20 protein-coding genes are annotated in these 26,107 nt (G+C 54.5%); 2 read left to right on the plus strand and 18 right to left on the minus strand.

Features of this window, described 5'->3' with window-relative positions:
* Positions 1-158: 158 nt before the first annotated feature.
* On the plus strand, positions 159-842 hold the full coding sequence (locus tag LOS79_RS09150) for a GntR family transcriptional regulator (protein ID WP_315418450.1): 684 nt from the start codon (positions 159-161) through the stop codon (positions 840-842).
* 36 nt (positions 843-878) lie between these two features.
* Here LOS79_RS09150 and LOS79_RS09155 read toward each other — a convergent pair whose 3' ends face one another.
* Positions 879-1,928, minus strand: a complete 1,050-nt coding sequence (locus LOS79_RS09155) for a YeiH family protein (protein WP_397386785.1) — start codon at positions 1,926-1,928, stop codon at positions 879-881.
* A 219-nt stretch (positions 1,929-2,147) separates the two neighbouring features.
* Between LOS79_RS09155 and LOS79_RS09160 the strand changes: the two genes are divergently transcribed.
* Positions 2,148-3,023 carry a LysR family transcriptional regulator gene (locus LOS79_RS09160; protein ID WP_315418457.1) on the plus strand — a complete coding sequence of 292 codons (876 nt, stop codon included), beginning with the start codon at positions 2,148-2,150 and terminating at the stop codon, positions 3,021-3,023.
* 10 nt (positions 3,024-3,033) lie between these two features.
* On the opposite strand, the gene LOS79_RS09165 is transcribed toward LOS79_RS09160, so the two are convergent.
* From LOS79_RS09165 to tnpB, 17 genes are all read right to left on the minus strand, one after another.
* Positions 3,034-4,812: a glycoside hydrolase family 36 protein gene (locus LOS79_RS09165; RefSeq protein WP_315418460.1), complete on the minus strand. Its 1,779-nt coding sequence runs from the start codon at positions 4,810-4,812 to the stop codon at positions 3,034-3,036.
* 16 nt (positions 4,813-4,828) lie between these two features.
* Positions 4,829-6,547 (minus strand): cache domain-containing sensor histidine kinase, encoded by a 1,719-nt coding sequence (locus LOS79_RS09170; RefSeq protein WP_315418463.1) that lies wholly within the window; start codon positions 6,545-6,547, stop codon positions 4,829-4,831.
* A gap of 1 nt (position 6,548) precedes the next feature.
* Complete coding sequence (locus LOS79_RS09175; protein WP_315418466.1) at positions 6,549-8,117, minus strand: response regulator; 1,569 nt, start codon at positions 8,115-8,117, stop codon at positions 6,549-6,551.
* A 137-nt stretch (positions 8,118-8,254) separates the two neighbouring features.
* On the minus strand, positions 8,255-9,898 hold the full coding sequence (locus LOS79_RS09180) for an extracellular solute-binding protein (RefSeq protein ID WP_397386786.1): 1,644 nt from the start codon (positions 9,896-9,898) through the stop codon (positions 8,255-8,257).
* Positions 9,899-9,966: 68 nt separating this feature from the next.
* Positions 9,967-10,866, minus strand: a complete 900-nt coding sequence (locus LOS79_RS09185; protein WP_315418470.1) for a carbohydrate ABC transporter permease — start codon at positions 10,864-10,866, stop codon at positions 9,967-9,969.
* A gap of 49 nt (positions 10,867-10,915) precedes the next feature.
* Positions 10,916-11,779 (minus strand): ABC transporter permease, encoded by an 864-nt coding sequence (locus tag LOS79_RS09190; protein ID WP_397386787.1) that lies wholly within the window; start codon positions 11,777-11,779, stop codon positions 10,916-10,918.
* A 214-nt stretch (positions 11,780-11,993) separates the two neighbouring features.
* Positions 11,994-14,969: a glycosyl hydrolase gene (locus tag LOS79_RS09195; protein WP_315418478.1), complete on the minus strand. Its 2,976-nt coding sequence runs from the start codon at positions 14,967-14,969 to the stop codon at positions 11,994-11,996.
* 177 nt (positions 14,970-15,146) lie between these two features.
* The gene (locus LOS79_RS09200) at positions 15,147-17,408 is read right to left on the minus strand and encodes a WD40/YVTN/BNR-like repeat-containing protein (protein WP_315418481.1); all 2,262 of its coding nucleotides are present in this window, start codon (positions 17,406-17,408) and stop codon (positions 15,147-15,149) included.
* A 419-nt stretch (positions 17,409-17,827) separates the two neighbouring features.
* Positions 17,828-18,697, minus strand: coding sequence for an IS3 family transposase (locus tag LOS79_RS09205; RefSeq protein ID WP_315422104.1), 870 nt, complete (start codon positions 18,695-18,697; stop codon positions 17,828-17,830).
* An 11-nt stretch (positions 18,698-18,708) separates the two neighbouring features.
* Positions 18,709-19,023 (minus strand): transposase, encoded by a 315-nt coding sequence (locus LOS79_RS09210; RefSeq protein WP_315414133.1) that lies wholly within the window; start codon positions 19,021-19,023, stop codon positions 18,709-18,711.
* Between the two features lie 219 nt (positions 19,024-19,242).
* The gene (locus LOS79_RS09215; protein WP_315418483.1) at positions 19,243-19,917 is read right to left on the minus strand and encodes an ABC transporter ATP-binding protein; all 675 of its coding nucleotides are present in this window, start codon (positions 19,915-19,917) and stop codon (positions 19,243-19,245) included.
* Entirely contained in the window at positions 19,914-21,038 is a 1,125-nt protein-coding gene (locus LOS79_RS09220) for an ABC transporter permease (RefSeq protein ID WP_315418486.1), read from the minus strand. Before LOS79_RS09220 ends, LOS79_RS09215 begins: the two co-directional genes overlap by 4 nt.
* Positions 21,039-21,179: 141 nt before the next feature.
* Complete coding sequence (locus tag LOS79_RS09225; RefSeq protein WP_315418489.1) at positions 21,180-22,556, minus strand: sensor histidine kinase; 1,377 nt, start codon at positions 22,554-22,556, stop codon at positions 21,180-21,182.
* Complete coding sequence (locus LOS79_RS09230; RefSeq protein ID WP_315418493.1) at positions 22,553-23,230, minus strand: response regulator transcription factor; 678 nt, start codon at positions 23,228-23,230, stop codon at positions 22,553-22,555. The genes LOS79_RS09225 and LOS79_RS09230 overlap by 4 nt, the downstream gene beginning before the upstream one ends.
* 45 nt (positions 23,231-23,275) lie before the next feature.
* Entirely contained in the window at positions 23,276-24,130 is an 855-nt protein-coding gene (locus LOS79_RS09235; RefSeq protein WP_315418496.1) for an NAD(P)H-binding protein, read from the minus strand.
* Between the two features lie 33 nt (positions 24,131-24,163).
* Positions 24,164-24,628 (minus strand): MarR family winged helix-turn-helix transcriptional regulator, encoded by a 465-nt coding sequence (locus LOS79_RS09240; protein WP_315418498.1) that lies wholly within the window; start codon positions 24,626-24,628, stop codon positions 24,164-24,166.
* Positions 24,629-24,832: 204 nt separating this feature from the next.
* Entirely contained in the window at positions 24,833-25,966 is a 1,134-nt protein-coding gene (gene tnpB, locus LOS79_RS09245; protein ID WP_315418501.1) for an IS200/IS605 family element RNA-guided endonuclease TnpB, read from the minus strand.
* Positions 25,967-26,107 lie beyond the last annotated feature (141 nt).

Here is a 26,107-nt window from a genome sequence, read left to right on the forward strand (position 1 = left end):
GCTGCCTGCAATATACCATTCTTCTCCTTACCGCCGGTGCGGATACCATCCTGACCAGGGCCATACAGCCGCTTCCGGAGGATTGCACTACCATACTACCATACTTGTATGGTAGTATGGTAGTGCTTCTCACAAAACACAAAATGGAGGTATACGCGATGGAATACACTATCGGTACACAAGCGGTTTCCACACGGGACATCGTGTATCGTTCACTTAAGAATCAGATTCTGCTGCTGGAGCTGCCTCCGGGAACCGGCATATCGGAGAAGGAAATCTCACTGAAATTCAATGTTAGCCGTACTCCGGTCAGAGAAAGCTTCGTCCGGCTGGCCCAGGAAGGGCTGCTCGCCGTCTATCCGCAGCGCGGAACCGTTGTATCCCTTATCGATCCGGAGCTCGTAGAAGAAGCCCGCTTCATGCGCGAGCACCTGGAGCGGGCAGTAATTCGCGAGGCTTGCCTTGTCTTTCCGCAGATAAAGCTTCTGGAGCTTAAGCTCAACCTGGACAAGCAGCAGCTCTGCATTGAAGCACAGGATTACAAGGAAATGTTCATGCTTGATGAAGAATTCCATCAGCTGATCTTCACAGGCAGCAATAAGAAGAATACGTGGGAGGTTGTGCAGCAGATTAAGGTTCATCTGAACCGCAGCCGGATGCTGAAGCTTACGGCAGATCACAACTGGGAGCATCTGTATCAGCAGCATTACAGCCTCTACGAAGCTATCGGAGAGCATGATCCTGCCCGGGCTGATCTGATTATGCAGGAGCATATGGCGTTAACCCTTGCCGACCAGGAGATTCTGATGGCGAAATATCCGCAATATTTCAAGCAGGGATAAGAAGTTCGATCCTGATGCTAACAGGCTGCATACTGCTTAGGACAACCCGAACCAGTGCACCAGCCCGAAGCCCAGCACCGTTAACAGGATTGAACCGGCGAATCCGGCGATAATTGGCCTTACGCCCATCCGGGCAAACGTTCTCAGCCGGATACCAAGGCCCAGTGCGGCCATAGCCATAGCCAGCAGCAGGTAAGCCAGCGTAATCAGCTCGGCTGCTACACTCGGGGGTATCAGCCCCAGCGTGTTGATTCCGCTCATCAGCAGGAAGCCGCCGATGAACCAGGGCACGGGCAGCTTCTGGCGCTGCCGCCCTCCCTCATTCCACGGGTGCTCTGCTGTCGCTAACTTTCGTTGTACCTTCCGCTCCCGCCGGGTTTCCAACAGACCGAGAATCAGCGCCACAGGAACCAGCATCACCACCCGGGTCAGCTTCACAAGGATGGCCAGATCAGCCCCCTGCTGTCCGGCAGGTGCGGCGGCGGCAATAACATGCGCTACTTCATGCAGCGTGGATCCGGCAAGGATGCCGTAGCCTGTAGCACTTAGCCCCATGTACGGGTAGAGAATTGTATAGACCAGTGTAAAAACTGTGCCCAGCACCGCGACAACCGCTGCACTCACTGCCGTTTCATGATCTGCCGCTTTAATCTGCGGCGCAATTGCCGCTACGGCTGCAGCCCCGCAGATGGCGGTACCGCAAGCGGTCAGCAGACCCAGTCTGCGCTCAATCCTCAGCCAGCGCGATAATCCGTATACAGTGAACAAGGTGAAGACAAGGTTGATGGCGGCAATCGCCAGCACTTTTGGGCCCGCCTGCACAATATCCCCCAGATTTAGCCTTAGCCCCAGCAGGATGATTCCGGCCCTGAGCAGTCTTTTGCCGGAGAAGCTGATACCGGGCATCGCCTGCTCCGGAATAGTTACCACCGCTCTTAAGGCTGTGCCCAGCAGAATGGCCAGCACCAGCTGCCCCATGATGCTGAGAACCGGCAATACCGCCAAATATTTGGCCGCCACTGCCAGCAGAAGTGTAATCGCCAGCCCTCCACCAAAATAAACATATCTATGAAACCCCTGGTGCATCCGGGAAATTACGTTCATCAACTGTCCACGCTCCGTCCGTTGCCGCTTCTATATGGCTGCTATTTATAACTTCACTATATAAGCAGGCGTTCGGATTGTGAAATACGGGTTTGCTATCTCAATCATTATGATTTCTTATGATAAGGCGAATTCACTATGTTAAAATAGTAATTATTCGCCACTATCGTTATTTACATATCACATAAATGAGGGATTGTTATGATTACCGATGCATTCCGTGTATTCGTCACTGTAGTGGAACAGCAGCATTTCTCCAAGGCAGGCGAGCTGCTCAATCTCTCCCAGCCCGGGGTAAGCCTCCATATACGTAATCTGGAGAACGAGTTCGGCGTGAAGCTGCTGCACCGCTCGCCGAAGCAAGTCGTACTCACAGAAGCCGGAGCAATTCTATACCGGCATGCGAAGCAGATGCTGGCGCATTATGATGAGGCAGGCCGGGAAATCCGGCTGCTGCAGGACGAAGTCACCGGTACACTGCAGCTCGGAGCCAGCTTCACAATTGGTGAATATGTGCTGCCGGCCCGGTTAGCTGAATTCGCCAAGCAGTATCCGCTGGTTAATATTGGGGTTACGATCGGCAACACGGAGGAGATTATAGCGGCTGTACGTTCAAACCAGCTCGATATCGGCTTCATTGAAGGAGCAACCGCAGCCTCTGACCTGCTGATTATCCCGTATATGAAGGACGAGATGATTCTGGTCGCTCCCTCCGGTCATCCGTTAAGCGGGAATATTGCGGTTGAGGAGCACATGCTGCATAACGAGGTTTGGGTATTGCGGGAGCAGGGCTCAGGTACACGGGCCTTCAGCGACCGCTTTTTACAGGAATCGGGGATTACGGTCAAACGCTCTTATGTCTTCAACAGCAGCCAAGGCGTCAAGGAAGCCGTAAGCGCCGGGCTTGGCCTGTCCCTTCTGTCCAGATGGATAGTCCGCAAGGAGCTGGCCAGCGGGGAGCTGGCCGAGCTGAGAATCAGGCACACACAGACCGAACGGGATTTCCGGCTGATCCGTCCGAAGAATGCGTCGGATACGCTGGCAACACGGGTCTTCATCAGCAAGCTGCTTGGCTGACTCCCGCGGGTTAGCCCCGCGCAGAGCGGATTGAAATTACTCCGGCTGCCGGCACTTCAAGGACATAGACCCCTTTGGTCCAGACGGTGGTGTACGCAGCTGCTTCTGTTCCCCGGCAGTCGCGGATAGTTATCCGCAGCGCTCCCGGGTCCCGGTCCAGCTCGAGCACCAGGCGTGTGTACAGTGTGCCGTTAATGACCAGCACCTGTTCCGGCCATTCACCGGTCAGAGGAAGTACCGTATCATAATAAGCGGCAAACACCCATTTGCGCTCCGACCGGGCGATAACCAGCGGATACAGCAGCTCCGGATGCAGCGGCTCAAGGCGGCCCTCCAGCAGCACCTCCCTGTGCTCCCGCCAGAAAGCCAGCCAGAAGGCGAGCATCAACATATGCTGCTCCGGCAGTGCTGCGAGCCGCACAGAGATCTGCGGCACTGCGAACAGTACGTTGATAATCTGCAATGCGGCAGATTCGGGTGATTCCTCCGGGTTCCACATCAGCATGTCGGTATGCGCTGCCGTATCCCCGCAGATCAGCCGGATGTCAATCGTATGCAGCCGGTTCTGCAGGGCATCGTTCGGACAGTCCGCAGCCCGGAACATGTTGCCGTATTTGCGCATGAGCGGTCCGGTATAATTTTGCCGGAACTCAATCATAATGTCAGGCTTCAGCCGCCGCAGGCGGGCCAGCACTCCGCTTAACAGCAGATCGGCCGCCGCCGGAACGGAGTCTGTATCCCAGCCGGGATCAGGTCCGCCGCTTCCTTCCCCGTCCGCATAGAAGCTGTCCACGAAGTCGAGCTTGAAGCCATCCAGATCCCAATCCAGCAGTGCCTGTTCGTATAACGAAATCAGATACTCCCGTACCTCCGGATAACGCGGGTCGGCAACGCCCGCACCGAAGCTGTCACTGTAATAGAGCAGCTTATTCTGGAATTGCCGCCAGGCTTCACTATGCTTGCCGATGAACGGCACCGCATACCAGAGCATAAATTTCATGCCCAGCTCATGCACACGGGTGACAAGTGCCCGCATGTCCGCGATTTTCCCGGGGCTGGCCTTCCAATCCCCGCAATAGGCATAACCGCGGGCTTCATCCGAGGTCTGCCAGCCGTCGTCGACGATGACTGTGTGACAGCCGAGCCCGGCTGCCAGCCGGCATTCCTCCACGATTCTGTCCGGTGCAAGCTGCTGATGGAAGCTGTACCAGGTGGAATACACCGGTTCCTTCGCCAGCTCCGGGACAGCCGCCGGTTCATTGCCTTCCAGGCCTACCCACCACTGCGCAGTTCCATCCAGTGCCTCATAATAGGGAACATTGCGGGAGTCCAGCCGGACCATAGCCGCATAACGCGTTAAAGGAGAAGCAAATCCGGCGAACACCCCCACGGAGCATTGAAAGCGGGAGGTTTCTTCGTTCAGCCCCGCTGCCAGCTCCAGCGGATTCAGCACATCCGAGCAGGCAAAGGTCAGGAGATTGTTCCCCCTGTTGCCATACAGGCTGATCACAGGCGCCGATAATGTCGCTCTGGAGCGGAAACCATCCCGCCAATCGGGAAGGAGACTTCGGCTGCGTTCCGCAGCGGGATGCCAGATGCCTTGTACATCTACCGCCTTGCAGCTCCAGCGGAGCGATAATTCAGGCGGAAGCGCCGGTACCGGTGAGCTTAGTGTTAAAGTAACAATAGCAACGCCCTCCTCCCCGTCATGCACATGAAGCTGAGCTTGAAAATCCGCGGTGTTGCCTTCCAGCGTAATCTCGTATTTTCCAGCCTGTATACTTTTCAAGAGATTCCTCACTCCTTCATAACCGGCATGGAATGGTAATCTGTACGCAGGTACCGATGCCGGTCCGGCTGGCGATGATAACACCATATTCACTGCCCCCATGCAGCTTAATCCGTGAATCCACATTGCGGATGCCATAGCCGATCCGGGCTCCGTCAGGGGCCAGAATCTGCCGGACTGTATCCGGATTCATTCCTATGCCGTTATCGATCACCTTGAACACGATCTTCTCCCCCTGCTTCTCTGCCACAAGCCTGATACCGATGGTGCCCCCGAACCAGGCATGCTCCAGCACATTTTCAATCATCGGCTGCAGAATCAGCTTAACTGTCGTATATTCCAGCACCCCGGGATCGATATCATAATAGACTAACAGACGCTCGCCGTACTTAATGCCCTGGATGGCAATATAAGCTTTGGCATGCTCAATTTCCTTACCCACCGAAGTCATAATTCCGCCCCGGTTCAGGGACAGCCGGTAGAACTTCGCCAGCTCCTGGACAAGGGTATGCAGCTTCGGGATATCTCCGAACTGGGCCAGGCGGCTGATGGAGGACAGTGTGTTGTAGAGAAAATGGGGGTTAATCTGCGCTTGCAGCGATTCCAGCTCCGCCTCTTTTTTCTGCAGATCAGCTACATAATTCTTATGAATCAGCTCTTCAATGCTGCTGCCCATCCGGTTGAAGGCTACTGCGATCTGAGCCAGCTCATCATTGCCTTTGTACTTAATCCGTTTATGAAAATCCCCGTCGTGAAAAGCATTCAGTGACCCTACAATCTTCTGAATCCGCCGTGTGAAGTAACTGGATACGGAGACGCCAAGAATCGCCAGAACCAGTGCGCTGATCAGGCAGACCAGCAGGGTCATCCGGCGAACTTCGCCTGCACTCTCATCGAACAGGCTGTTCGGAATATAAGCCTGCAGCAGCCAGCCGGTGCTGTCCAGCGGCTCGACAAGCTGCAGCCGGTTCCCTGAGGTGCGCACAGGGTCTGCGGCTGCATCCTCCGGCGAAGATTCCAGTATGATTCTTCCGCTGCCGTCAGTCACGGCCAGTGACGCGTATCCGCCGATTTTACGGTAATCGACCGAATCCAGCAGATCCCGCATCTGTACCGTCACCCGGATCAGACCGATGCCCCGCTGCTTCTGGATATCGTCCATCCGCCGCAGCAGCGAGATATTCCCGTTCGCTTCATCCCGCAGAACCTGGCGCCATATTCCCTTGCCGCCGCTGTCCTCCGGCAGTACAAACTCCCGGTACCAGGCTTCATCCCGGATGCGCTGCAGATGAAAGATTTCATAGCGCTTTGTCGTAAGGAGCGGATTGGTCCCATAATCACTGTAATACAGCTCAGGAATGGATTCGTTCTCCAGATACAACGCCAGTCCTACATTGCTTGCCGTATAATTAAGCAGATTCTCCAGCGCCGGCATAAGCGTCTTCGTCATCGTCTCATAGCTGTACCAGCCTTGATCGTAGCGGCGCAGGGCGCTTTGCAGATTAAAGTTATAATATAGCGTGTTCGAGATGCGTTCAATATTATCCGTCCGGTAAGTGATATTGTCGCGGATCTGCCCCAGGGTGCCTTGGATATTCTCTCTTGTCTTCTGTTTGAGCGAGTTCACGGAATGGCTGTAGGCGAACATCCCGACTGTGACGACAGCCAGCAGCAGGCAGACCACATAAGGCAGTACCAGCTTGTATCCGTAAGGTATATTTAACCTGCGCCGCATCCTACAGATGTCTCCTGTAATCACCCGGGCTGATCCCGTAATAATCCTTGAATTGCTTGCTGAAGTGGGACAGATTCTTATAGCCGGCCTGCTGGGCGGCTTCATAGACCTTAAGCTTCGGATCCCCCAGCAGCAGCTTCACCCGCTCGAGCCGCCTTAAAGAAACATAGTCGGAAAAGTAGCTTCCCGTCTCTTCATAGAAAATTTGCCCCAGATGATTAGGCGAGAAGGAGAAATGATTCGCTGCATCGCGCAGCATCACATTCTGCTCCAGCCTCTCTTCTATATATGCGGTTATTTCCTGCACCAGCTTGCGCTTCTTGCCTTGCCGCTTGCGCTGCAAATGCTCCGACAGCTCGAACATGCGGCGGCGCAGCCAGGATTTCATATCCTGAGTGGTCTCGAAATGATAGAGAATGCTAAGACGCTTCCGGTCCAGCCCCAGCGCCATGTAGAAATCTTCGTTAATCGTATGCAAATAGGCATCCAGCTTCGTTACCACATGAAGAAACAGCTGGTAAATCTCCAGCTTAGTCTCCATATGCGCCACCCCTACGAACAGCTCTTCCATACAATCATCGACTGCAACCAGACGGTAGGAGGACATGGCCTGAAATAACGCCTGCAGAATGTCATCGAGATCCTTCGCTCTGGCCGTGACCGGCCCTCTGGCGTCGGTATGCAGAATCAGCTTGCCCTTGCCGAGGAACAGCTTGAGCTCTACAGCCTCCTTCGCCCGGCGGAAAGAATAGTGCAGCTCCTTGAGGCCCGTCACCAGCGGACCGGCTCCCACTGTCACTGACAGCGGTGTCCCGCTGACTGCACACATAATCAATTCCCTAAGCGCTTCATGCTCTACCCGCTCCTCCAGAATCAAGGCGTAATGGAACGGGTCCAGCCTGCAGAACTGAATCTCCTGCCCCGTGCAGAACTGTTCGACAGACAGGCTCAGCTGCTGCTCTATTTCAGCTCTGGCGGCTTCACTATAACCGTTCAGCTTCCAAGCCAGGTCATCCGGCTCGAGCAGCGCTGTGTACAGCGGGGTCGCAGAATGCCAGGGAATGCCCATCCGCCGCAGCAGCGGCATGGCCTTCCCCTCGTCCGGCACGCCATCCAGCAGCTGAATGAACAATTCCCGCTTCAGAAGCGGCTCCGACTCCGAGAAGTAATGCTCCAGATGGCTTTGCGCCCGTTCTTTATCCAAATTGCCCTTCACATCCATCAGGGTCCGGCGCAGATCATCATCATCGACCGGCTTCAGCACATACCCGCAGGCACTCAAGGAAATGGCTTGCTTCGCATACTGGAAATCCTCATAGCCGCTGACAAAAACAATCTTCAGCTGCGGATTCAGCTCAAGCGCCCTTCTGGCCAGCTCCATCCCGGTCATAATCGGCATCTTGATATCCGTGACAATAATATCCACCTGCTCTGTCTCCAGCACTTCCAGCGCTTCGAAGCCGCTGCTTGCGGCTGCACACACCTCCATGTCCATCTCATCCCAGTTCATGAAACACTCCAGGCCCGACAGATCCAGCAGCTCATCATCCACCAGCAGCACCTTGTACATTCCATCCCATCCTTCGTGCCTGCCTGCCGCAGCATGCAGAAGCAGATATGGTTCCCATAAGGCGGAAGGCAGCCTGTTCCCAAATTATGGGGTATACCTGGCTTCAGTATACCCCACTCCTCCGGCTGACTCTATCGTTATTTCATTTTGCTGAGGTTGCTCTGCCACCGCTCCGTCTGGAACTTAAGCAGCTTGGCGTAGCCTGCTTTGTCCGCATCCTCGTTGGCTTTGTTAAGCAGGCTCAGCACCTCTTCATCGCTCTTGGCATACAGCGCCTTGGCAAATACCTCCTGATAGATATCGTTGACGGCTGCAGCAATGGTTCCTTCCTCTGAATCCGGCAGCGGATCGAGATTGACGAATTCCGTGAAGTTCCTGGAAGTCTTCCAGGTTACCTTCTGCTGGGCCAGCGTTGTCCAGTTCTGCTTGTCAGCAGGCAGCTGAGCATCCATCTTGGCTTTGGTCCCGTCGATAAAGGTAGTATTGCCTACCCAGTTGAAACGGCCGATTCTTTCTTTGTCTTTGTTCGCCTGCTCTGTATTAAGTCCTGCTGCATTCAGAATAGGTACGCCGTCACTGTCGGTCTCATCCCAGTAAAGCCCTTTCCGGCCGAAGTTCGTAACCCGCTGCCCTTCATCGCTGGTCACCCAGTCCAGATAGGAGAAGATTGCTTCAGGGTCCTTCGCGTTCCTGGTAATCACAAGCACGTTCCAGCCCAGGGAGTTATAATTATTCGGGGTAATCTTGGCCGCATCGAGCCCTGCCTTATGAATCGGCCAGATAATTTCATAGCCCGCTTCCGGATCAGTTGCCTTGAGGGCACCGTCCGCTCCGCGTCCCGGATTGACCACATCGCCGTCCACATAGACGGCCACCCGGCCTGTTTTCAGCTTTTCGTTGATCTGGTCGCCGGTCTGGGTGAACACATCCTGCGAGATCAGCTTGTCGCGGAACAGCTTGCTCGCATACTTCATATTCTCAATGAAGACCTGATCTTCAAAAATCGACTTCAATTCGCTGCCCACCGGATTAGCCTTTGCCAAGTAAGGTTTATTCTCGGCGAATCCGCCGTACATCGTATCAATGCCCCGGGCTTTGGCGCCAACTTCAAGCGGGATAACATCGCTGTATTTTTCTTTTACCAGCTTCAGGTAGGTATACAGATCATCATAGGTTTCCAGCTTCGGCGAGCCGAGCTCCTTGTAAATCTTCTTGTTGATGATCCAGCCGCCATTGCCGTTCGGGCTGGATGTATACCAGTTCGGGAACTGATACAGCTTGCCGTCATCAGAGCGGAGCATGCCGAGCGTGGCTTCCCCGGCGTTATTTTTCAGATTCGGATACTTATCAAGATATTCATCGAGGGCTACCAGCATTCCGCCCTGGCGCAGCCGTTCAACGCTCGACCCCCGGTCCGTCATAATGACATCCGGCAGGCTGCCTGAAGCAATCATGGTGCTGAATTTCGTCTCGGCTGCACCGCTCGATTGAACAGGTGTTACCTTAACCTTCAGCGTGTCAGCAATCCAGCGGGTGGTTGAATCTGCGCCCCACTGCTCCGTTGTATCCCAGTCATAATTGCTGTAATAACTGAAGGTTACCGGCTTCACCGTGCTCCCGCTGCCGCCGGCAGGCTCTGCCGTTGCAGTCTCTGCTGCAGCTGTTGTTGCTGCCGCGGTTGCCGCAGGCTGCTTATCCGGCTCAGCTGTATTCTGTACAGCAACGTTATTCCCTCCACCGCAGCCCGCTATCAGCAATACTGTACTTAAGACAACCGCCATTTGCGCCAAGCTTTTGGTCCGTTTCAAATCGGGTACCCCTCTCTACTGGCAAAGTTAAGGATGCTGCGCTACTCTTTCAATGAGCCGATAAGGACGCCTTTGACAAAATATTTCTGTAAAAACGGGTATACCATGATGATCGGCAGTGTCGCCACCATCGTTGTAGCCATAATCAGTGACTTCGTTGTAACGGATTGTATCAGTGCCAGCCGGTCCTGGGCCGCCGCGTTGCCGAGCGACTGCAGCTGGTCAGTCACAATATTGGAATTCAGTATCTGCTTCAGCAATGTCTGGATCGGTATCAGATTAGGATTGTTAATATAAATGCTGGCTGAGAACCAGTCATTCCAGTGATAAACGGCGGTAAACAAAGCCAGTGTGGCAACGACCGGACCTGAGATCGGCAGGATGATGCGGACCAGCACACCGATATGATTGCAGCCGTCAATGCGTGCCGACTCTGCGAGTCCGGCCGGCAGCCCGAGAAAGAAGGTGCGGAAAATAATCATATTATATACACTGATTAATCCGGGAATTACGAGAACCCAAAACGTATCCATCATGCCGAATTCCCGCAGCAGCAGAAAGGTTGGAATCAGGCCGCCGCTGAAGTACATCGTAATAATGCAGAAGACCATATAAAATTTGCGGCCGATCAGCTCATGCCGGGATAACCCGTAAGCCAGAACCGCCGTGAACAGCACGGACAGGACCGTTCCGGCCAGTGTTCTCAGAATGGAGATCAGAAAGGCCTGCCCGATCCGGCTGTCCCGGAACACGACCTCATAGTTATCCAGTGTCGGCACCCGGGGCCAGAAGGTAATGCCGCCGAGTGACGTATCGGAGCCCATATTGAATGAAATGACCAGTGAATTCCAGAAGGGGTACAGGGTGACGAAGCCCAGCAGGATCAATATGAAAGAAATGAACAGCTGCAGTACTTTATCTCCCGTTGACAGCTTCATCATAACCTGTACTCCCCTTTCCGGCAGAAGCTGATTTTTGGTATTAGTCTCTTTACCATAGGCTGGAGCCCATTTTCCTGGCAGCCCTATTCGCAAGAGCCAGAAGTGTCACACTGACAAGCGCTTTGAACAATCCCGCTGCCGCCGCGTAGGAATACCGGTTATTCAGGATCCCCATCCGGTACACATAGGTGTCGATTACATCGGATACACCGCGCAGAACCGGATTCGTCGCCAGAATCAGAATATCCTCAAATCCGGCGTTGAGGATATTGCCGACCGCCAGAATCATGAAGATGATGATTACCGGCCGGATGCAGGGCAGGGTGATCAGCTGAATCTGCTTGAATCTGCCAGCCCCGTCAATAGCTGCGGCTTCATACAGATGCGGGTCAATCCCCGCTATAGCTGCCAGGTAGACAATAGCTGCAAACCCCATCTCCTTCCACATCCCTGTACCGACAAGAATGCCCCAGAAATATTCCGGCACGGACAGGAAGCTGATCGGCTCCGGGATGAGATGCAGGCTCATCAGCAGCATGTTAACGCTTCCATTATCAGTCGACAGCATTGATCCTACGAACCCGCCGACGATTACCCAGGAGAGAAAATGCGGCAGATAGCTTACAGTCTGGACTACCCGTTTGAACAGCATGCTCCGCACCTCATTCAGCATCAGCGCCAGCAGAATCGGTGCCGGGAACCCGAGGAAGAGCTTCAGCAGGCTGATTACCATCGTATTGCGCATCACTCTCCAGAAGTCAGGTGAATTAAAGAAAGCCTCGAAATGTTTCAGCCCTACCCACGGGCTGTGCAGGAATCCGCCAAACAGCTGATAATCCTGGAAAGCCATCAGCACTCCGTACATGGGCAGGTAACTGAAAATAAAGATGAAGATCAGGGCGGGCACAACCATCAGCTGCAGATCCCATTGCCTGATCCAGCTGCTCCGCCGGGATACCCGACTTCGTGCCTTGCGGACCGGCAGTCTCCGTTCAATTTCCACGTTTGTCATCCTTCCTGTTTCTTTGCTTTACCTCTTCATTGTATGGTCTTCAGGAAGGAGCCACCAGTAGCGCGGCCAACGAAAAATGTGGTCCAGCAACGGAGATTGGATTACTTGATTCCGCTTATTCCGGAAGTTTCACTGCTTTAACGTCATCGATATACAGAGTTCCGCTGCCTTGTGTCCCGTTGCCCTGGGCGATATAGAAAGCGAACTCCTTAATTGAACCGAGATCAATGATACCGTTACCGCCGGTGGACCAGCCGGGGCGCAGGAACGCCGTAAACGGAATACTTACCATTACCGGTGTGGTGCCTTGAACAGGGATGCTTGCTTCCCACACCTCCCCGTTAGTCTCGTGAAACTGGACGGCAAGCTGCCGGTTCGAGCCGTCAGGCTGCAGCCAGAACGAAATAGCTTCCATTCCCGGCCATTCCTTGCCCATGCTGCGGTAGAATCCCGCATAGCCGGGATTGCCGACGGTGTAGTCCAGTTTAAGGCCGTAGGTTCCGCTATTCAGGTGATAGGTGTCCAGCGTTACAGTGGCAGCATTGCCGGAGACATTGCGCTGCCATTTGGACCGCAGACTGCTGTCTGAGCCGCTGTACTGTTCAAAGTCATCAATGAGATAGCTGTCGGCAGGCGGCGGCACATACGGGCCGTTGCCCGTTTCGCCGTTATTGCGCGCCCGGGGGTTGCTGTAAAGGGACTGAATGGCGCTAAGTGAATTTTTATCGGTCAAATACCCTGACCAGGTCATGAAATAGACATAACGCGGCTGCTTCTCCCGCAGCATATCCATGTCGGGCAGCTCACCGTTCTCGCCTATGGCTATCGGCCTGCCGCCGCTTAGCTGCACGAGCTTATTGTAATAGGTATCGCGGTAATCATTGTTGTATATATCCATCGCCAGCACATCCACAGCGGCATGGCCCGGATAATACGGTGCAGAATCATACGCCCATGAGCTTTCGGCATTCGGGCTCCATACCCAAATCAGATTATCCAGCCCGTGCAGGTTAGTGAAGCGGTCAAACATATTGTTCCAGAGCTGCCTGAACAGCTCCGGCCGCGCACCCCACCAGAAGAATTCGGCATTCATCTCATGATAGGGCCGCCACAGCACCGGAATACCTGCTTCCCGCAGCTGCGCCAGGTACCCGGCAACTTCGTCCACCTGAGCCGCCCATTGATGATATAGCGCCGTCCCCGGTGTGACGATATCCGTCATCTGGGCCTCAGTCACATCGCCCGTGACACTCTCCCAGCCGGCGGTGGCGACATCCATCGGCCGGGGCTGATGGTACGTTAAAGTAACAATGCTGCCCGCATTGCCCTTGACAACCGCCTCATCAACCATCGCCTGGCGCAGGGCGGGGAAATCTCCACCGGTGTAATAAGCGAAATCCGAACCCCATAATGCCGGGTAATAACCGCTCAGCTCCGCAGCTGTGTCATACCACAGCGAAGGCTCTTCATAATAATTATGCTGTCCTGTATAGACTGCATTGCCGACTGTAGCATAGAGCCGGTCCAGCAGTGCTGCCGTTTCTTCCGACGCCCCCGGATTTACAGGAAACATCTTGCCCGTGGCCATCTGAAGCGTACCCGCCGCTGAGACAGCAGTCCCTTCGCTGACCGCCCTTACTTCAATCTCATAGAGACTCTCAGGCGAAAGGCCTTCCAGGTTGTATGCGTATACGGAATGTCCGGGGATATAGGGTGCTGTCACCCGGCTCCATTCTGTGTCCGCAGTCTTTTTGTAGGAAATCTGATAACTCCTGACGCCAAAAGGTCCGGTGGAGGCCAGCCATTCCAGCTCTGCCGACACTCCGTCTGCTGACTTCACCCTCAGTCCGGCGGGTGCCGCAGGAGCAAGCTCATCCGGAAGCTCCGGCAGCCTGCCGGCAAAGACCTGATCCAAGAATTGGTTACCTCCTGTCCCGTTCCTTGCGGTTATCTGCATATAGACATCGCTATCCGCTGCACTCAGCTGCGTTTCTGAACGTGTCCATGAAGACCCGGTATCCGTACTGAGCGGAAGCACTGCTGCTGAATCCGCTGCATACACGCTTATGCTGACCGTCAAGGCTTCAGGCGGGACCGCCGCAGATTTGCTCCAATAGGAGACCAGGTAATCCCCTTTCCCGGTTACGGGTATCCCGGGGCTGCTTATTGCCGAATGGACGGCCAGCTGTGCCGCATACTGGCCTGCATACGTTCCGTAGACGGTCGTCTGTACAGCTCCGTTCCCGGTCCACGGTTCAATAGCCCCTGTCTCGAAATCCCCGCCCTCAAGCAGATTCTGCCCCGGCGTTGCTTCCAGGCCCATCAAGGCATCTGAAGTATTGCCAGCCGTATCCTTGGACCTAAGCATTAGAGCATACACTGTGAACGGCTCCAGGTTCTGCAAAGTATAGGTATACGATGTGACCGTCTGCTGATGCGGGACAGACACTGTATTCCAGCCGGAATCCGTTGTTTTTTTGTAGGACAGCTGGTATGCTTCTACCGCCATATCATCCGTCGAGCCTGCCCAGGACAGCTTCAGCGAGTCCGGCTCATGCTCTGCCTTCCAGCTGCCGGGTGTGGTGGGCCGTTCAATATCTACGTTCTCCCGGATCAGTGCATCGTCGATATAATAATCCCTGGCCGTGTTATTCCAGAACGAGAAGCGGATATACTGGACCCCGGGGCCTGGTGTATACAACAGCTGCTTATATTCCCACTGGCCTGAACCCGAGAAATAGAGATATTCCTTCGTCTGCTGCGGGCCGAAAGCATCCAGATCAATCACAGCATTCGTCACTCCGCCGGCGGCAAATTTGACCCACAGGCCGACGCGGTACGTCTTTCCCTCCTGCACCGCTACAGCTGCTGAAGCGCCTCCTGTATTCCTTTTCACCTGAAGGCTCTTGGCGCCCCCATGGTGCTCGGCGGTTGTCACCACCGGACTCCCCCATTTCTCCCAAGATACATCCCCCGCTTCAAAGCCGGGATTGCTAAGCAGATTCTCACCAGCCGCCTGCGATACCGGCGGCGGCAGAATGATTGATGCAGCAAACAGAGCGAAGGCCAGGCAGACATGCAACCATTTCATGCTCGTTCGTGCAGCCACTTTATTCAAACCTCCATTTGATAATAACCGGATTATATTCGATAATTTCATCGTCCGGCCCATCAAATGTAAGCGCTTGCCAACCAGGCCGGCAAGCTTCTTCAGCAACGATTATTGTGTTTAAACAACGATCTCGCTCCCGGCACCACACTGCAACGGTTAACGGTTAAATACCGCACGGTAAGCTCCATTGCCGCAGGTGACGCCAAGCACCTGCCTGCCCTCACCATCCAGTGCAATTCCCTTCCAGCGGACTGCCCCAAGCGCCTCATGCTCCCACTTGTCCCAGCTGCTTCCCCCGTCCCGGCTCCAGACAAGCGCTGCTTCCGTGCCGGTCCGGACCATTGGCTCTGAGGCTGCGAGCAGCAGATCTTCGCCATGCTCTCCGCGGCCTACCGCCAGGGCCGAGATATTGAAGGGAGTGCCGTCTGCAGCTCCGGCCGGGGGGAACAGCCGGTGCCAGCTTTGGCCGCCATCGCTGCTGCGCCACAGCCCCTCCGAGATGAAGCCGGCATAGATTGTGTCCGGATGATTCGGGGAGTATGCTACGGTGTTCAGCACCGACGCGGGCCCCCTTTGCAGAAACGGAAGCCCCCCGCCAATGTTATCCCAGGTGTCACCGCTGTCCAAGGACTGCCAAATCCCCTCAGTGGCTTCACCCGCCATCAGCTGCCCCGCCCTATGCGGGCTGGCATCCATCAGCTGGTTGGAGCCGCAGGCATTCTTGACCTGATAGACAACTACAGACAGCAGCTCCGCTTCTATCCAGCGCTTCCGGTGCGGCAGTGATGTTACATGGTGCGGAGGGCTGAATCCGGTCTGTTCCCAAGCGGCTACGCCATCCCGGGAACGGTAGATTCCGGCACCGGCGCTGATCTCCCCATCCACATAAGCATAATAGGTTCCCGGCTGCCGGATATCCTCGCGCAGTGCTTGTATGAACGTCCCGGGGCCCAGGGCCAGCACAGCCTCAGCCTTACTCCCACCATCGCGGCAAGCAGCAATGCAGGCACTCCGGTCATGGCCGATCAGGCCATACAGATATAAGCCCGGCTCTGCGGCAGACAGGAGGACCGCCGAGCTTCCCGAATAGCCGCGCAGTCCCGGCAAATTGCGGAAGCTCCGCCCGCCATCCTCTGTCACCTTCGGGGAATGATCAGCCATCGTGACGCAGAACTTGCCGGGCTGATGCCTGTCTGCGGCGACGGCCTCCATGCAGGTCGTCTCAAGCCCGCGGAACTCCCCGGCCTTCCAGCTGAAACCGCCGTCTTCGCTGACCGCGACCCCGTACCAATTGCAGAGATAGAGCCGGCCTGGAGTGAAGCGGTCCACGATAATCTTGGAGATTGCCCAGCCGGCAGCCGAGGCGCGGGAGCCGCCGGAGAAGCCGTCCATGTATGCCGGGAAGCCGCTGAAATCCTCATCCTTATGATGATGAAGAAGCCGCCACTTAGCCCCGCTATCCTCTGACACATATAGCGGAACCGGCGGGAGACCCGCCATCTGCGGCCGCAGATCCGGCGCAGTGTACCAGCGCTGCGGATCATGCCCGTCCTGAACAACGGTGCCATACCGCTGTTCACCCTGCAGCAGCCCTTCTCCGGCAGACTGCCAGGACACCCCGCCGTCCGCGCTGCACCTAATGCCGCCCCAGATACAGGCGGCAAGCATGCGCTGCGGATCCCGGCTGCCGAAGCCCAGCTCGGCGAAGCTGGGACCTTGAGCCAGCAGCTCCCACGTCTGCCCGGAGTCGCGGCTGATGTACAGCTTGCCCGCCTTGCCCCGGGGCCGGTCCTGCAGCAGGCCCAGGATGCCATACTTCCCCGTATCGGCATAATCCATATTCAGCTCATCGTCACTGATCGTTCCGGCGTAGATCACCCCTTTCACGCCCGGGTGAAAGGCCACACAGCCGAAGCGATCCTCCGGAAGGCTGCTCTGCTCCCAGCTCTCACCCTCATCCCGGCTGATCCATAATCCGCCGGTATAGCCGCCAGCGGCCACAATCCCCGGATGGAAAGGGTCTACGGCAATTACTTCACCGTACATTCTCGTCGGACCGTTGCCGTAGAACCCCATCCCCCCGCATACCTCATACCAGCTGTTCCCGCCATCCGCCGATTTGTGTACAGAGCCGTAGAAGATCTGGCTCCGCACTTCACCGGAGCAGCGGAACATCACCTCCGGGTGATACCTGCTGACAGCGAAGCTCTGTACCTGATGATGGTACGCTGCCGTCATCCCCTTATTCAGGCTCTCCCAGCTCATCCCGCCGTCCCTGCTGCGGAATACACCCGCTACATCACATCGGGCGTACAGTATCCGGCTGTCTGCCGGATGCTGAAGCAGGCCGGTAATATACCCGCCTCCGCCCAGTGCCGCCGGCGACCATGCTCCCGCCGGGCTGATTGATTGCAACATAGAATCCACACCTCTCTTGTAGTACGGTCTGCTTAAGCATACCTTGCAGCCCCGGCCTGCGGGCAGCCCCGGGAGCAACGAAATATACCGCTCAGCACGGTAGATGCTATTGTGAAGTGAGCGAGCGCTCTCCCAGATATCCACCCATTGCTCACATAATGATTTTTAATCCAGCGTTACGGACATAGGAGACCTTAAGCCTGTGAATAACACTCAAGTGCTGGTCCTTACGGACATCAGCGCCGTTAATTTACAAGAAAAGCGGAGATATCAGGTGAAAACTGGTGAATAAGGGCTGTGATGTCCGCAAGCCTGCCAAATAGGCCTATTTTGAGCTGATAAGGGCCGTGATGTCCGTTAGCAATACAGATAGCGTCACATCTGTACTTCTGTCAATAGAGTGGACACGGAAAAACAGGTCATTTTGCAAGTTTTAGATTACGGTAGTATAGGGATTCGAAGCGATCCGGAGACAGGTATCCCAGTTTACTGTGGATTCGCTTCCGGTTGTAAAAGAACTCAATGTATTGAAACAGTTGGTGTTCAGCTTCTTTTTGCGTCTCAAACTTTCTGCGGTAAATGAGTTCCCGTTTCAGAATGCTGTGGAACGATTCAATGCAAGCATTGTCGTAGCAGTTTCCACGGCGGCTCATGCTACGAATCATATGGTACTCTTTCAGCTTTTTCCGGTAGTCTGCAGAGGCGTACTGGCTTCCCCGGTCTGAATGGTGGATCAGTCCCTTCCCCGGCTGCTGAGCCTCGTAGGCCCTCGCTAGCGCGCCAGATACCAGTTCCACTTTCATCCGGTTCCCTAGCTTCCAGCCTACAATCTTACGCGTAAATAAGTCTAATACGCTTGCCAAATAGACCGTGCCTTGGCGTGTTCGGATGTAGGTAATATCCGTTACCCATACCTGGTTCGGTTGGGTACACACATCAAAATGCTGGTTTAGCCAGTTGGGGGCAATCGGGAAATCATGGTTGGAATCCGTCGTCTGGACATTGAATTTTCTCATGGCTTCGGAACGGAACTTATGCGCCCGCATGAGTCGGCCTACGGTTTTTTCACCCACCGTAAACCCTTCTTCTTGCAGCTTTTTGGTGATTTTCGGACTGCCATAGATTTTATCGTTATCGTAAAAGTGGTACTCAATGCGCTTCACCAACTGCTCCTGTCGTTTCTTTCGGTCACTGGGAGGGGTCTTTCGCCATTTATAGTAGCCGCTGCGGGAGACGCCAAGTACGCTGCACATCTTCTCAATCCGGAACATGGAACGGTGTTCCTCAATAAACTGAAACCCTAGCTCCGGTCTTTGCTGAAGATGTGCATGGCTTTTTTTAAGATGGCGATCTCCTCTTCCAGATCCTTATTCTTTTGCTCGAGGTCCACAATCTGTTGTTCTTGGCTACGCAGCCGGCCACTGCCTACAAACGGTTCATCGGGGAACTGACGGTACGTGCTCATCCAACCCTTCAGTGTTCCTTTTGGAATATTGAGCTCGAGGGCAATCTCATCCATGGACTTCCGTTGTTCTTGGATGTACTTTACCGTTTCTTCTTTAAACTTTCGGTTATATCGCTTCCGTTCTGACACGGCGTTCACCTCTTCTGGCATTTATTCTATTATCCATGGGTTGGGTTTGCCGTGTCCACTTATTAGTCTACTTCAATCCGGCTTCCATCTGTACATAGTGGCATAATTTCGCGCTCAACTGGCTAAATCCACAACAAAAAAACTGAACCCCGTCACCAGGATTCAGTCCGTTCACATTTCTCTGCTATCATGCTCAACTCAGCTTTGCTCAGTACCCGCTGCTGCCCGTCACTTCCAAAGTTAGCCCACCAGCACTCCATCCTCCAGATGGAGCACCCGGTCACACCACTCCAGCATCCGCTCGTCATGGGTTACCATGACAGCAGCTTTACCTTCGCTTCGGACCTCATCCGCGATCATCCGCACCACTTCCCGGCCGCGGCTGTAATCGAGACTCGCCGTCGGCTCATCCGCGAACAGGATCGCCGGTTTGTTCATCCAGGCCCGGGCAATGGCGACACGCTGCTTCTCCCCGCCGGACAGATGCTCGGGATACACGTTGCGGCGCTCCCAGATTTCCAGGCGTTTCAGCAGATAAGCCGCGCGAACCTTAGCTTCCTTCGTGCTAATCTTGGCCAGCTTGGCCACATAGAGCAGCTGCTCCTCGACTTTGAGGAATGGCAGCAGCTGGGCACTCTGGAACATGAAGCCGATCTTGTGCAGACGAAGCTCAGTTAAGCCCCCCTTGTCCTTGCCGCTGAGCGATTCGCCGTCGATGACAATTTCACCGCTGGTTGGGGTCAGCAGCGCACCGGCTGCGGAGAGGAAGGTGCTTTTGCCGGAACCGGAAGGTCCTAGTACAGCTACGAATTCACCTTCATTCACTGTAAAATCAAGGTTCTTCAGTACGGTCAATGCCCCGTCTCCGTCCCCGTAGGTTTTGGTTACTTGCTTCATCACCAGCTTGGCGCTCATGCTCCAGTCCTCCCTATCGCTTCCAAGGCATCCACCTTGGCTACTCTTGCTACAGATATCAGTGAACCCAGCAGCGACATGCCGATGAACAGCAGACTGGTCAGCAGCATCGTCTTGCCATCCAGTTGGAAGGGCATCGTATCCGGCAGCCCCATGTTCATGCCTAACGTAAGCAGCAGACTCAGCGCCAGACTCACAACCGACAGCATCAGCACTTGACCGACCACACTCCAGGCCAGATAGGACATCTTGGTGCCCATCGCCTTCAGGATGCCGAACTGGCTGGTCTTCTGAATCGTAATGACGTAGAAGAACACCGCCAGCACTACTGCAGCAATAATGAACAGGAACGCGATCATCATCAGCAGGGAGTTCTGTTCAGCAGCATAACCGGGAACACTTGCGATCGCCTGCTTAAGCGTAATCACCTCAACATTATTCAGCTGTCCGGCAATTTCGTTCGCTTGAGCCTTCGATACATCCAGTGCAATTGCATTATAAGGAACATTGGCCTTGTCCGGTTGGCCTCCGCCTTGAACCGCTCCCTGCTTCATCGCCTGCCAGTCAAGCTGGTTGATGTATACGACCGGAATGTGGCTATAAGAGCTGTCCTTCACAAAACCGGCAACAATCCAGCTCATCCCCGAAGCCTGATCCCGAATGGTACTGCCCAGCACAACACCCGACTCTTCCAGCTTGGAATCAACAACAGCACTGCCCTGCACCTCATTGGTAATGCCAGCACCTTCCGTAACCTTCGGGGCCAGCATCCCCGCCATATCCACCGCGAAAAAAGTGACGTCTGCCTTCATATCCTTATCTGCAGCAGTTATGGTGCTTGTCTGTACACCGAGCAGAGTTGCCCCGGCATCTCCGGCCACTGCGCGGGCTGCCGCAAGCTCTGTACCGCTTAGCTGCGAGCGCCGGAATGCATGATCCGCATCACTCTGGACGGCAAAATAATGGGCAGGCATATTCTCCAGTGCCGAGATATTCGCATAGGCCAGCCCCCTGGCCAGCCCAGTCACAAACAGCACCAGGAACGAGACCAGCAGCATAATCACCATAATAAGACTGTACCGTGCTTTGGAATGCCTCATCTCCCGCAAAGCCAAAAACATATTACCACTCCTAAACATTTTGTCAGCATACACATCATCGGTACCGCTTCGCATAACCTGGCTTGCAGGCACCGGTCCGGTTTGTCTGCTCTGTATACCGTTAGTTTAGAGTGTGAAGATGAACGGAGTATGAATAAACAATTACAGAAGCGGAAGGGTAACGGTAAAAGCGGTTCCCTCTCCCACTGTACTTTTCACCTCAATAGTTCCGTTATGGGCCTGGATGATCTTCAGCGCAATCGCAAGACCGAGACCGCTGCTGTTGCTGTCACGGGTCCGCGCCTGATCCGCCTTGTAGAACCGGTCGAAGATCATCGGCAGCTGCTCCGCCGGAATGCCCGGACCATTGTCCGTGACGGTAACGATACAATTCTGCTCTGCCCTGCTGGCTGCAATGCTGATCGTACCGCCTGCCGGAGTATACTTCACCGCATTGGAGACAAGATTCATCCACACCTGATAGAGCAGATTGGAATCGCCCTGCAAGGTAATGTCCGCAGCATTCAGCCGTACCGCAAGCTCCTTCTCCGTCAGATGCCATTCCATAATCTGCACTACCTGGCGCAGCTGGGCTTTGAGATCGAAGCTTTGTTTCTGCAGGGCATGCTCATCATAATCCAGTGAGGATAGGGTGAGCAGCTGCTTGCTGAGCATGGATAACCGGCGGCTCTCATCATCGATAATTGCGAGGTATTCCAGCCGCTGGTTCTCCGGAAGGGTACCGTCTTTGAGCGCATGGGCGAAACCCTGGATCGAGGTCAGCGGTGACTCAATTTCATGCGAGACGTTTGCGACGAATTCCTGCCGTGCCCGGTTCGTGCGCTCCAGCTCACGGCTCATTGTCATGAAGTGTGAGGCCAGCTGGCCGATTTCATCGCGCCGTGCCGTATAAAGCTTAATATCATACCGGCCCTTGGATATTTTGAGTGTAGCTTCAGTCAGGCGGGTGATCGGTTTCACCACATGGAATACAGTAACCAGTACGAACCACAGGCTGCACAGAATCGTGACGGCAATCAGCACGGCAAAAAAGATCCGCAGCTCGCCAAACTGCACCTGAGCATCCGGACGCATGAACAGCGCATAGGTCTCGCCCTCGATCTGCACCGGAACCCCAATTGAATTACTCAGCTGGTTATCGAAAAATCCGGTCACGAAGACTTTACTCGGGAAATTCCCCACCCCGTGATAGGTTTCTCCGGCCAGTACCTTTTGCAGCTCCCCCTCCGGCAGATCATTTTTGCGGAACGGCAGACCGTAGAAATGCTCATCCCCCTTGTCATTGGCGAGTAGCATCTTATATCCCAAAGAGGCTGTACTGAGCAGATATTCTTCAACGGCTTCCGGGTGATCCTCAAGGAACTGCTGCAGCCCGATGGCCATGCGGGTCAGCTTGGCATCGTTTTGCGGCTTGATTTTGGCCTGATAATAAAAGTTTGAAGCCAGGAACCCGAGTATACTGCTGATCACAATGACCGAGCAGAACAGAATGCTCATTCTGACATACAGCGATCTCATGGATTCACCACATCCACCTTATAGCCGATTCCCCGCACAGTGCGGATCGTGAAGTCATTCTGATAATCAGCGAACCGCTGGCGCAGCCGTTTGATATGCACATCGACTGTCCGCTCATCGCCCTCATAATCCGCACCCCAGACCAGCTCAATAAGCTCACTGCGTGTGAACAGCCGTCCCGGATATTGTGCCAGCTGGGCCAGGAGTTCAAATTCCTTCACCGGCAGCACGAGCACTTCATTGCCTCCTGAGATCTCATAATTTTTGCGGTCAATGACTACTGAATTCAGGCGGATCCGGTCGTCAGAGGCAATCGAATAGCGGCGGAACAGCGCCTTGATGCGGAACAGCAGCTCCTCCGGCTCAAACGGCTTGGTCACATAATCATCCGTCCCGTGCAGATACCCCTGCTCCTTATCACTAAGCTGCTGGCGGGCAGTCAGCAAAATGACCGGGATATCATAAGTTTCCCGTATGTATGCACACAGCTCCAGCCCGTCCATATGCGGCATCATCACATCCACCACCGCCAGATCGACTGTCTGATCCTTCAGCAGCGTCACCGCCCCGCGCCCGTCGCCCGCCTCCAGCACAAGATATCCCTCTCTGGTCAGTACATGCCGCAGCAATGTGCGGATATGCAGGTCATCATCGGCTACTAGAATTTTCTTCATATGGGTTCCTTCTTTCTCTCGCTATTTAGCTCCCCTGTCCGCAGCCTATACCAGATATGGCATGACGCTGTCCTTCAGCGAAGTAACAAGCCGCCCGGTAAGCTGCTCCAGGTCCTCCGAAGTCGAGGCCGTATCCAGCCTACTGAGAAAAGCATAGATCCAGTGCTGCACTCCGTCATCCTGACGGTGCACCACCGGCTTGCCGGCAGCCTCTGCCAGTACTCCGGCCAGATCAGCGAAATTCCAGGTCCGCGGCCGGGCCAGCTCATAGATCCGGTTGCCTGCTCCGCTTCCGGCCAACACCGCAGCCGCAGCTAAAGCCAGGTCTTGCCGGGTAAGCGAATTGAATTGCCATTCGCCGGGTGCGGTAACCAGCTCGCCGCTGGCAAGGGCTTCTTTAAGCCCCAGCACGGCTACGAAATCGGTATAAAGGGCATTTCTCAGAAAAGTATACTCCAGTCCGGAATCTATAATGGCCTGTTCTGTTAATGCATGCACATTGAACTGCTCAGGTTGTCCGGTATTCTGCCGGGGAAAAGCAAGGCTTGTATAAAAAATATGTCCGACTCCAATTCTCTTGGCGGCATCGATGACCGCCTTGTGCTGAATCAGGCGGAGCTTGTCATCGGTATGGGAGCTGGAAATCAGCAGCAGCCTGCTGAGTCCGGCGAAGGCGGTATCCAGGGAGTCCGGCACATCATAATCGGTATAGCGTAATTCTACCCCCTGCTCCCGCAGCTCCGCGGCTGCCTCAATCCGCCGTACACCGGCAATAATCTGCCCGGTTGGTACCCGCTCCTGTAAATACTTAATTATCAAATGCCCTAATTGACCGTTAGCACCTGTAATCATTATGGTCATAATCTTAATCTCCTTCGTGACAGCAAATTCGAATCTCATGCGCTATCCGTATTCTAGTAGTTGTCCCGCTCCTTAATTCTGGCTCAGCTTCCCAAGCAGGTCCAGCAGCTGCTTAAGCTCCGCCTCATCCAGCCGCGACATCACAGCTGCCACCGCTTCACGGTTGCCAGGCAACTGTTCAGCTAACAGCGACCGCCCTGCGGCCGTAATTGTAATTACGCTCTTCCGCCCGTCCAGGGCATGTCCGGCACGGCTGATATAACCTTCCTTCTCCAGCGGGCCCAGCAGCAGGCTGATATTGGCTTTGGTCACACCGATCCGCTCTGCAAGCAGCGACGGGAGAATATTGCCCCCCTGCTTAGCAATCTCTACCAGTACGCGGATCCTGGCCCCGTTCAGGCCCCGCCCCTGCCAGTATTTCTCCGATACCGCCACTGCACCCGCAGTTGCCCCAACGAGTGCAAAGAACACTTCATTGGCCAGCGGGGGCTCCAGCACATATTGCTGCAGATTATCCGTCACATTGTTCAGCTCCATTTAGTTAATAGCTTAACTATATTGTCAAAAGCATAACTTATTCTGCTGATCATGTCAAAGGCAGGGTGAACTACTCCCACCTATAGAGGTGTGAGCTTCTTGGAAACAGCCCATACTTGCTCTGGAGACTACCTTCCGAAGCAGCGGTTAGGCTTATACACCAAGCGATCCCCGCAGTCCCTGCGGTTCCCTTCAGCGTTAGATTTAGGCGGTTCCATAGAGCTGACGCAGCCCTTCTGCCCGGATGTTCCTGCTTGCATTTACGTCCCGGTCATGCGTGGTTCCGCAGCTTGGACAGCTCCATTCCCGGATGTGGAGGCCCTTTTTTTCATCCCGGTGCCCACAGGCCGAGCAGAGCTGGCTGGAAGGGAACCAGCGTCCCACCCGGATCACTTGTTTCCCATACCACTCTGCTTTGTAGGTCAGTTTGGACAGAAAGGCGGACCACGAGACATCATGAAGACTACGGGCAAGCCTGTGGTTTTGAACCAGCCCCGTGACATTCAGGGTCTCCACACAGATCACGTCGTGGTTGTTGACGAGTTCCGTACTGAGTTTGTTCTGAAAGTCATTCCGCTGATTGGCTATTTTTTCATGCAGCTTAGCCACAAGGATACGCTGCTTCTGGTAATTACGGCTACCTGCGAGGAGGCGCCCCTCCTTCTGGGCCTGCAGCGCTCGGCGCGACAATTTACGCTGGGCCTTGGAGAGTCGGTCTGAGGTTTTCATCAGATGCTTCGGATTCTGGACTTTCGTTCCATCGGAGAAGGCGGCAAACGAAGTGACCCCGAGATCCATCCCGATGACCGAGCCGGTTAATGTCTTCGCTTCCACCTTCGTTTCGCACAGAATGGACACAAAATACTTACCGGTAGCCGTACAGGAGATGGTGGCCGATTTGATCTGGCCCTGAAGCTGCCGATGCAGCTTGATCCGCACAGGTTCCATCTTGGGCAGTTTCAAATAACGTCCTGCCACAATCGCGATGGTTCCATTCTGATTGTTCGCGGTGTAGGACTGGACCGGATGTTTACGGGATTTCCACTTTGGAAAACCGGAGGAAGGATGACGGAAAAAGTGGTTATAGGCGGCCTTCAAATGAAGCTGGGCATTGCATAGGGCCAAGCTGTCGACTTCTTTAAGAAAAGGATATTCTTTTTTGTATTGAGCGGGTGTAGGAAGCTTGATGGGATCACCGGTTTCCCGGTGCTTTTTGTAGGATTCGATGCGATCATTCAGCATGAGGTTGTAGACTTTACGTACACAGCCGAAGCTTCTCACCAAGAAATCAGCCTGCGGAGCACTTGGATATAACCGAAATTTGAAAGCTTTGAGCACGAAGCGTCACCTCAACTTCTATGAATCAAAACAGGAATATATGTTCTTGTTTCGATTTTACCAAAAATCTTCTAAAAAGCAAAGACAAACCGTTATCATTCATCCCGCCACTTTAGAAGTGGGGGAATTCTGACAACGATT

Origin of the sequence: Paenibacillus sp. MMS20-IR301 (genome assembly GCF_032302195.1) — a bacterium.
GTDB lineage: Bacteria > Bacillota > Bacilli > Paenibacillales > Paenibacillaceae > Paenibacillus_AQ.

Coding starts and splice junctions, on each gene's coding strand:
- LOS79_RS09150 (WP_315418450.1), top strand. CDS start 159: ATGGAATACACTATCGGTACACAAGCGGTTTCCACACGGGACATCGTG.
- LOS79_RS09155 (WP_397386785.1), bottom strand. CDS start 1,928: ATGCACCAGGGGTTTCATAGATATGTTTATTTTGGTGGAGGGCTGGCG.
- LOS79_RS09160 (WP_315418457.1), top strand. CDS start 2,148: ATGATTACCGATGCATTCCGTGTATTCGTCACTGTAGTGGAACAGCAG.
- LOS79_RS09170 (WP_315418463.1), bottom strand. CDS start 6,547: ATGCGGCGCAGGTTAAATATACCTTACGGATACAAGCTGGTACTGCCT.
- LOS79_RS09175 (WP_315418466.1), bottom strand. CDS start 8,117: ATGTACAAGGTGCTGCTGGTGGATGATGAGCTGCTGGATCTGTCGGGC.
- LOS79_RS09180 (WP_397386786.1), bottom strand. CDS start 9,898: ATGGCGGTTGTCTTAAGTACAGTATTGCTGATAGCGGGCTGCGGTGGA.
- LOS79_RS09185 (WP_315418470.1), bottom strand. CDS start 10,866: ATGATGAAGCTGTCAACGGGAGATAAAGTACTGCAGCTGTTCATTTCT.
- LOS79_RS09190 (WP_397386787.1), bottom strand. CDS start 11,779: ATGGTTGTGCCCGCCCTGATCTTCATCTTTATTTTCAGTTACCTGCCC.
- LOS79_RS09195 (WP_315418478.1), bottom strand. CDS start 14,969: ATGAAATGGTTGCATGTCTGCCTGGCCTTCGCTCTGTTTGCTGCATCA.
- LOS79_RS09200 (WP_315418481.1), bottom strand. CDS start 17,408: ATGTTGCAATCAATCAGCCCGGCGGGAGCATGGTCGCCGGCGGCACTG.
- LOS79_RS09210 (WP_315414133.1), bottom strand. CDS start 19,023: ATGCCAGAAGAGGTGAACGCCGTGTCAGAACGGAAGCGATATAACCGA.
- LOS79_RS09215 (WP_315418483.1), bottom strand. CDS start 19,917: ATGAGCGCCAAGCTGGTGATGAAGCAAGTAACCAAAACCTACGGGGAC.
- LOS79_RS09220 (WP_315418486.1), bottom strand. CDS start 21,038: ATGTTTTTGGCTTTGCGGGAGATGAGGCATTCCAAAGCACGGTACAGT.
- LOS79_RS09225 (WP_315418489.1), bottom strand. CDS start 22,556: ATGAGATCGCTGTATGTCAGAATGAGCATTCTGTTCTGCTCGGTCATT.
- LOS79_RS09230 (WP_315418493.1), bottom strand. CDS start 23,230: ATGAAGAAAATTCTAGTAGCCGATGATGACCTGCATATCCGCACATTG.
- LOS79_RS09235 (WP_315418496.1), bottom strand. CDS start 24,130: ATGAGATTCGAATTTGCTGTCACGAAGGAGATTAAGATTATGACCATA.
- LOS79_RS09240 (WP_315418498.1), bottom strand. CDS start 24,628: ATGGAGCTGAACAATGTGACGGATAATCTGCAGCAATATGTGCTGGAG.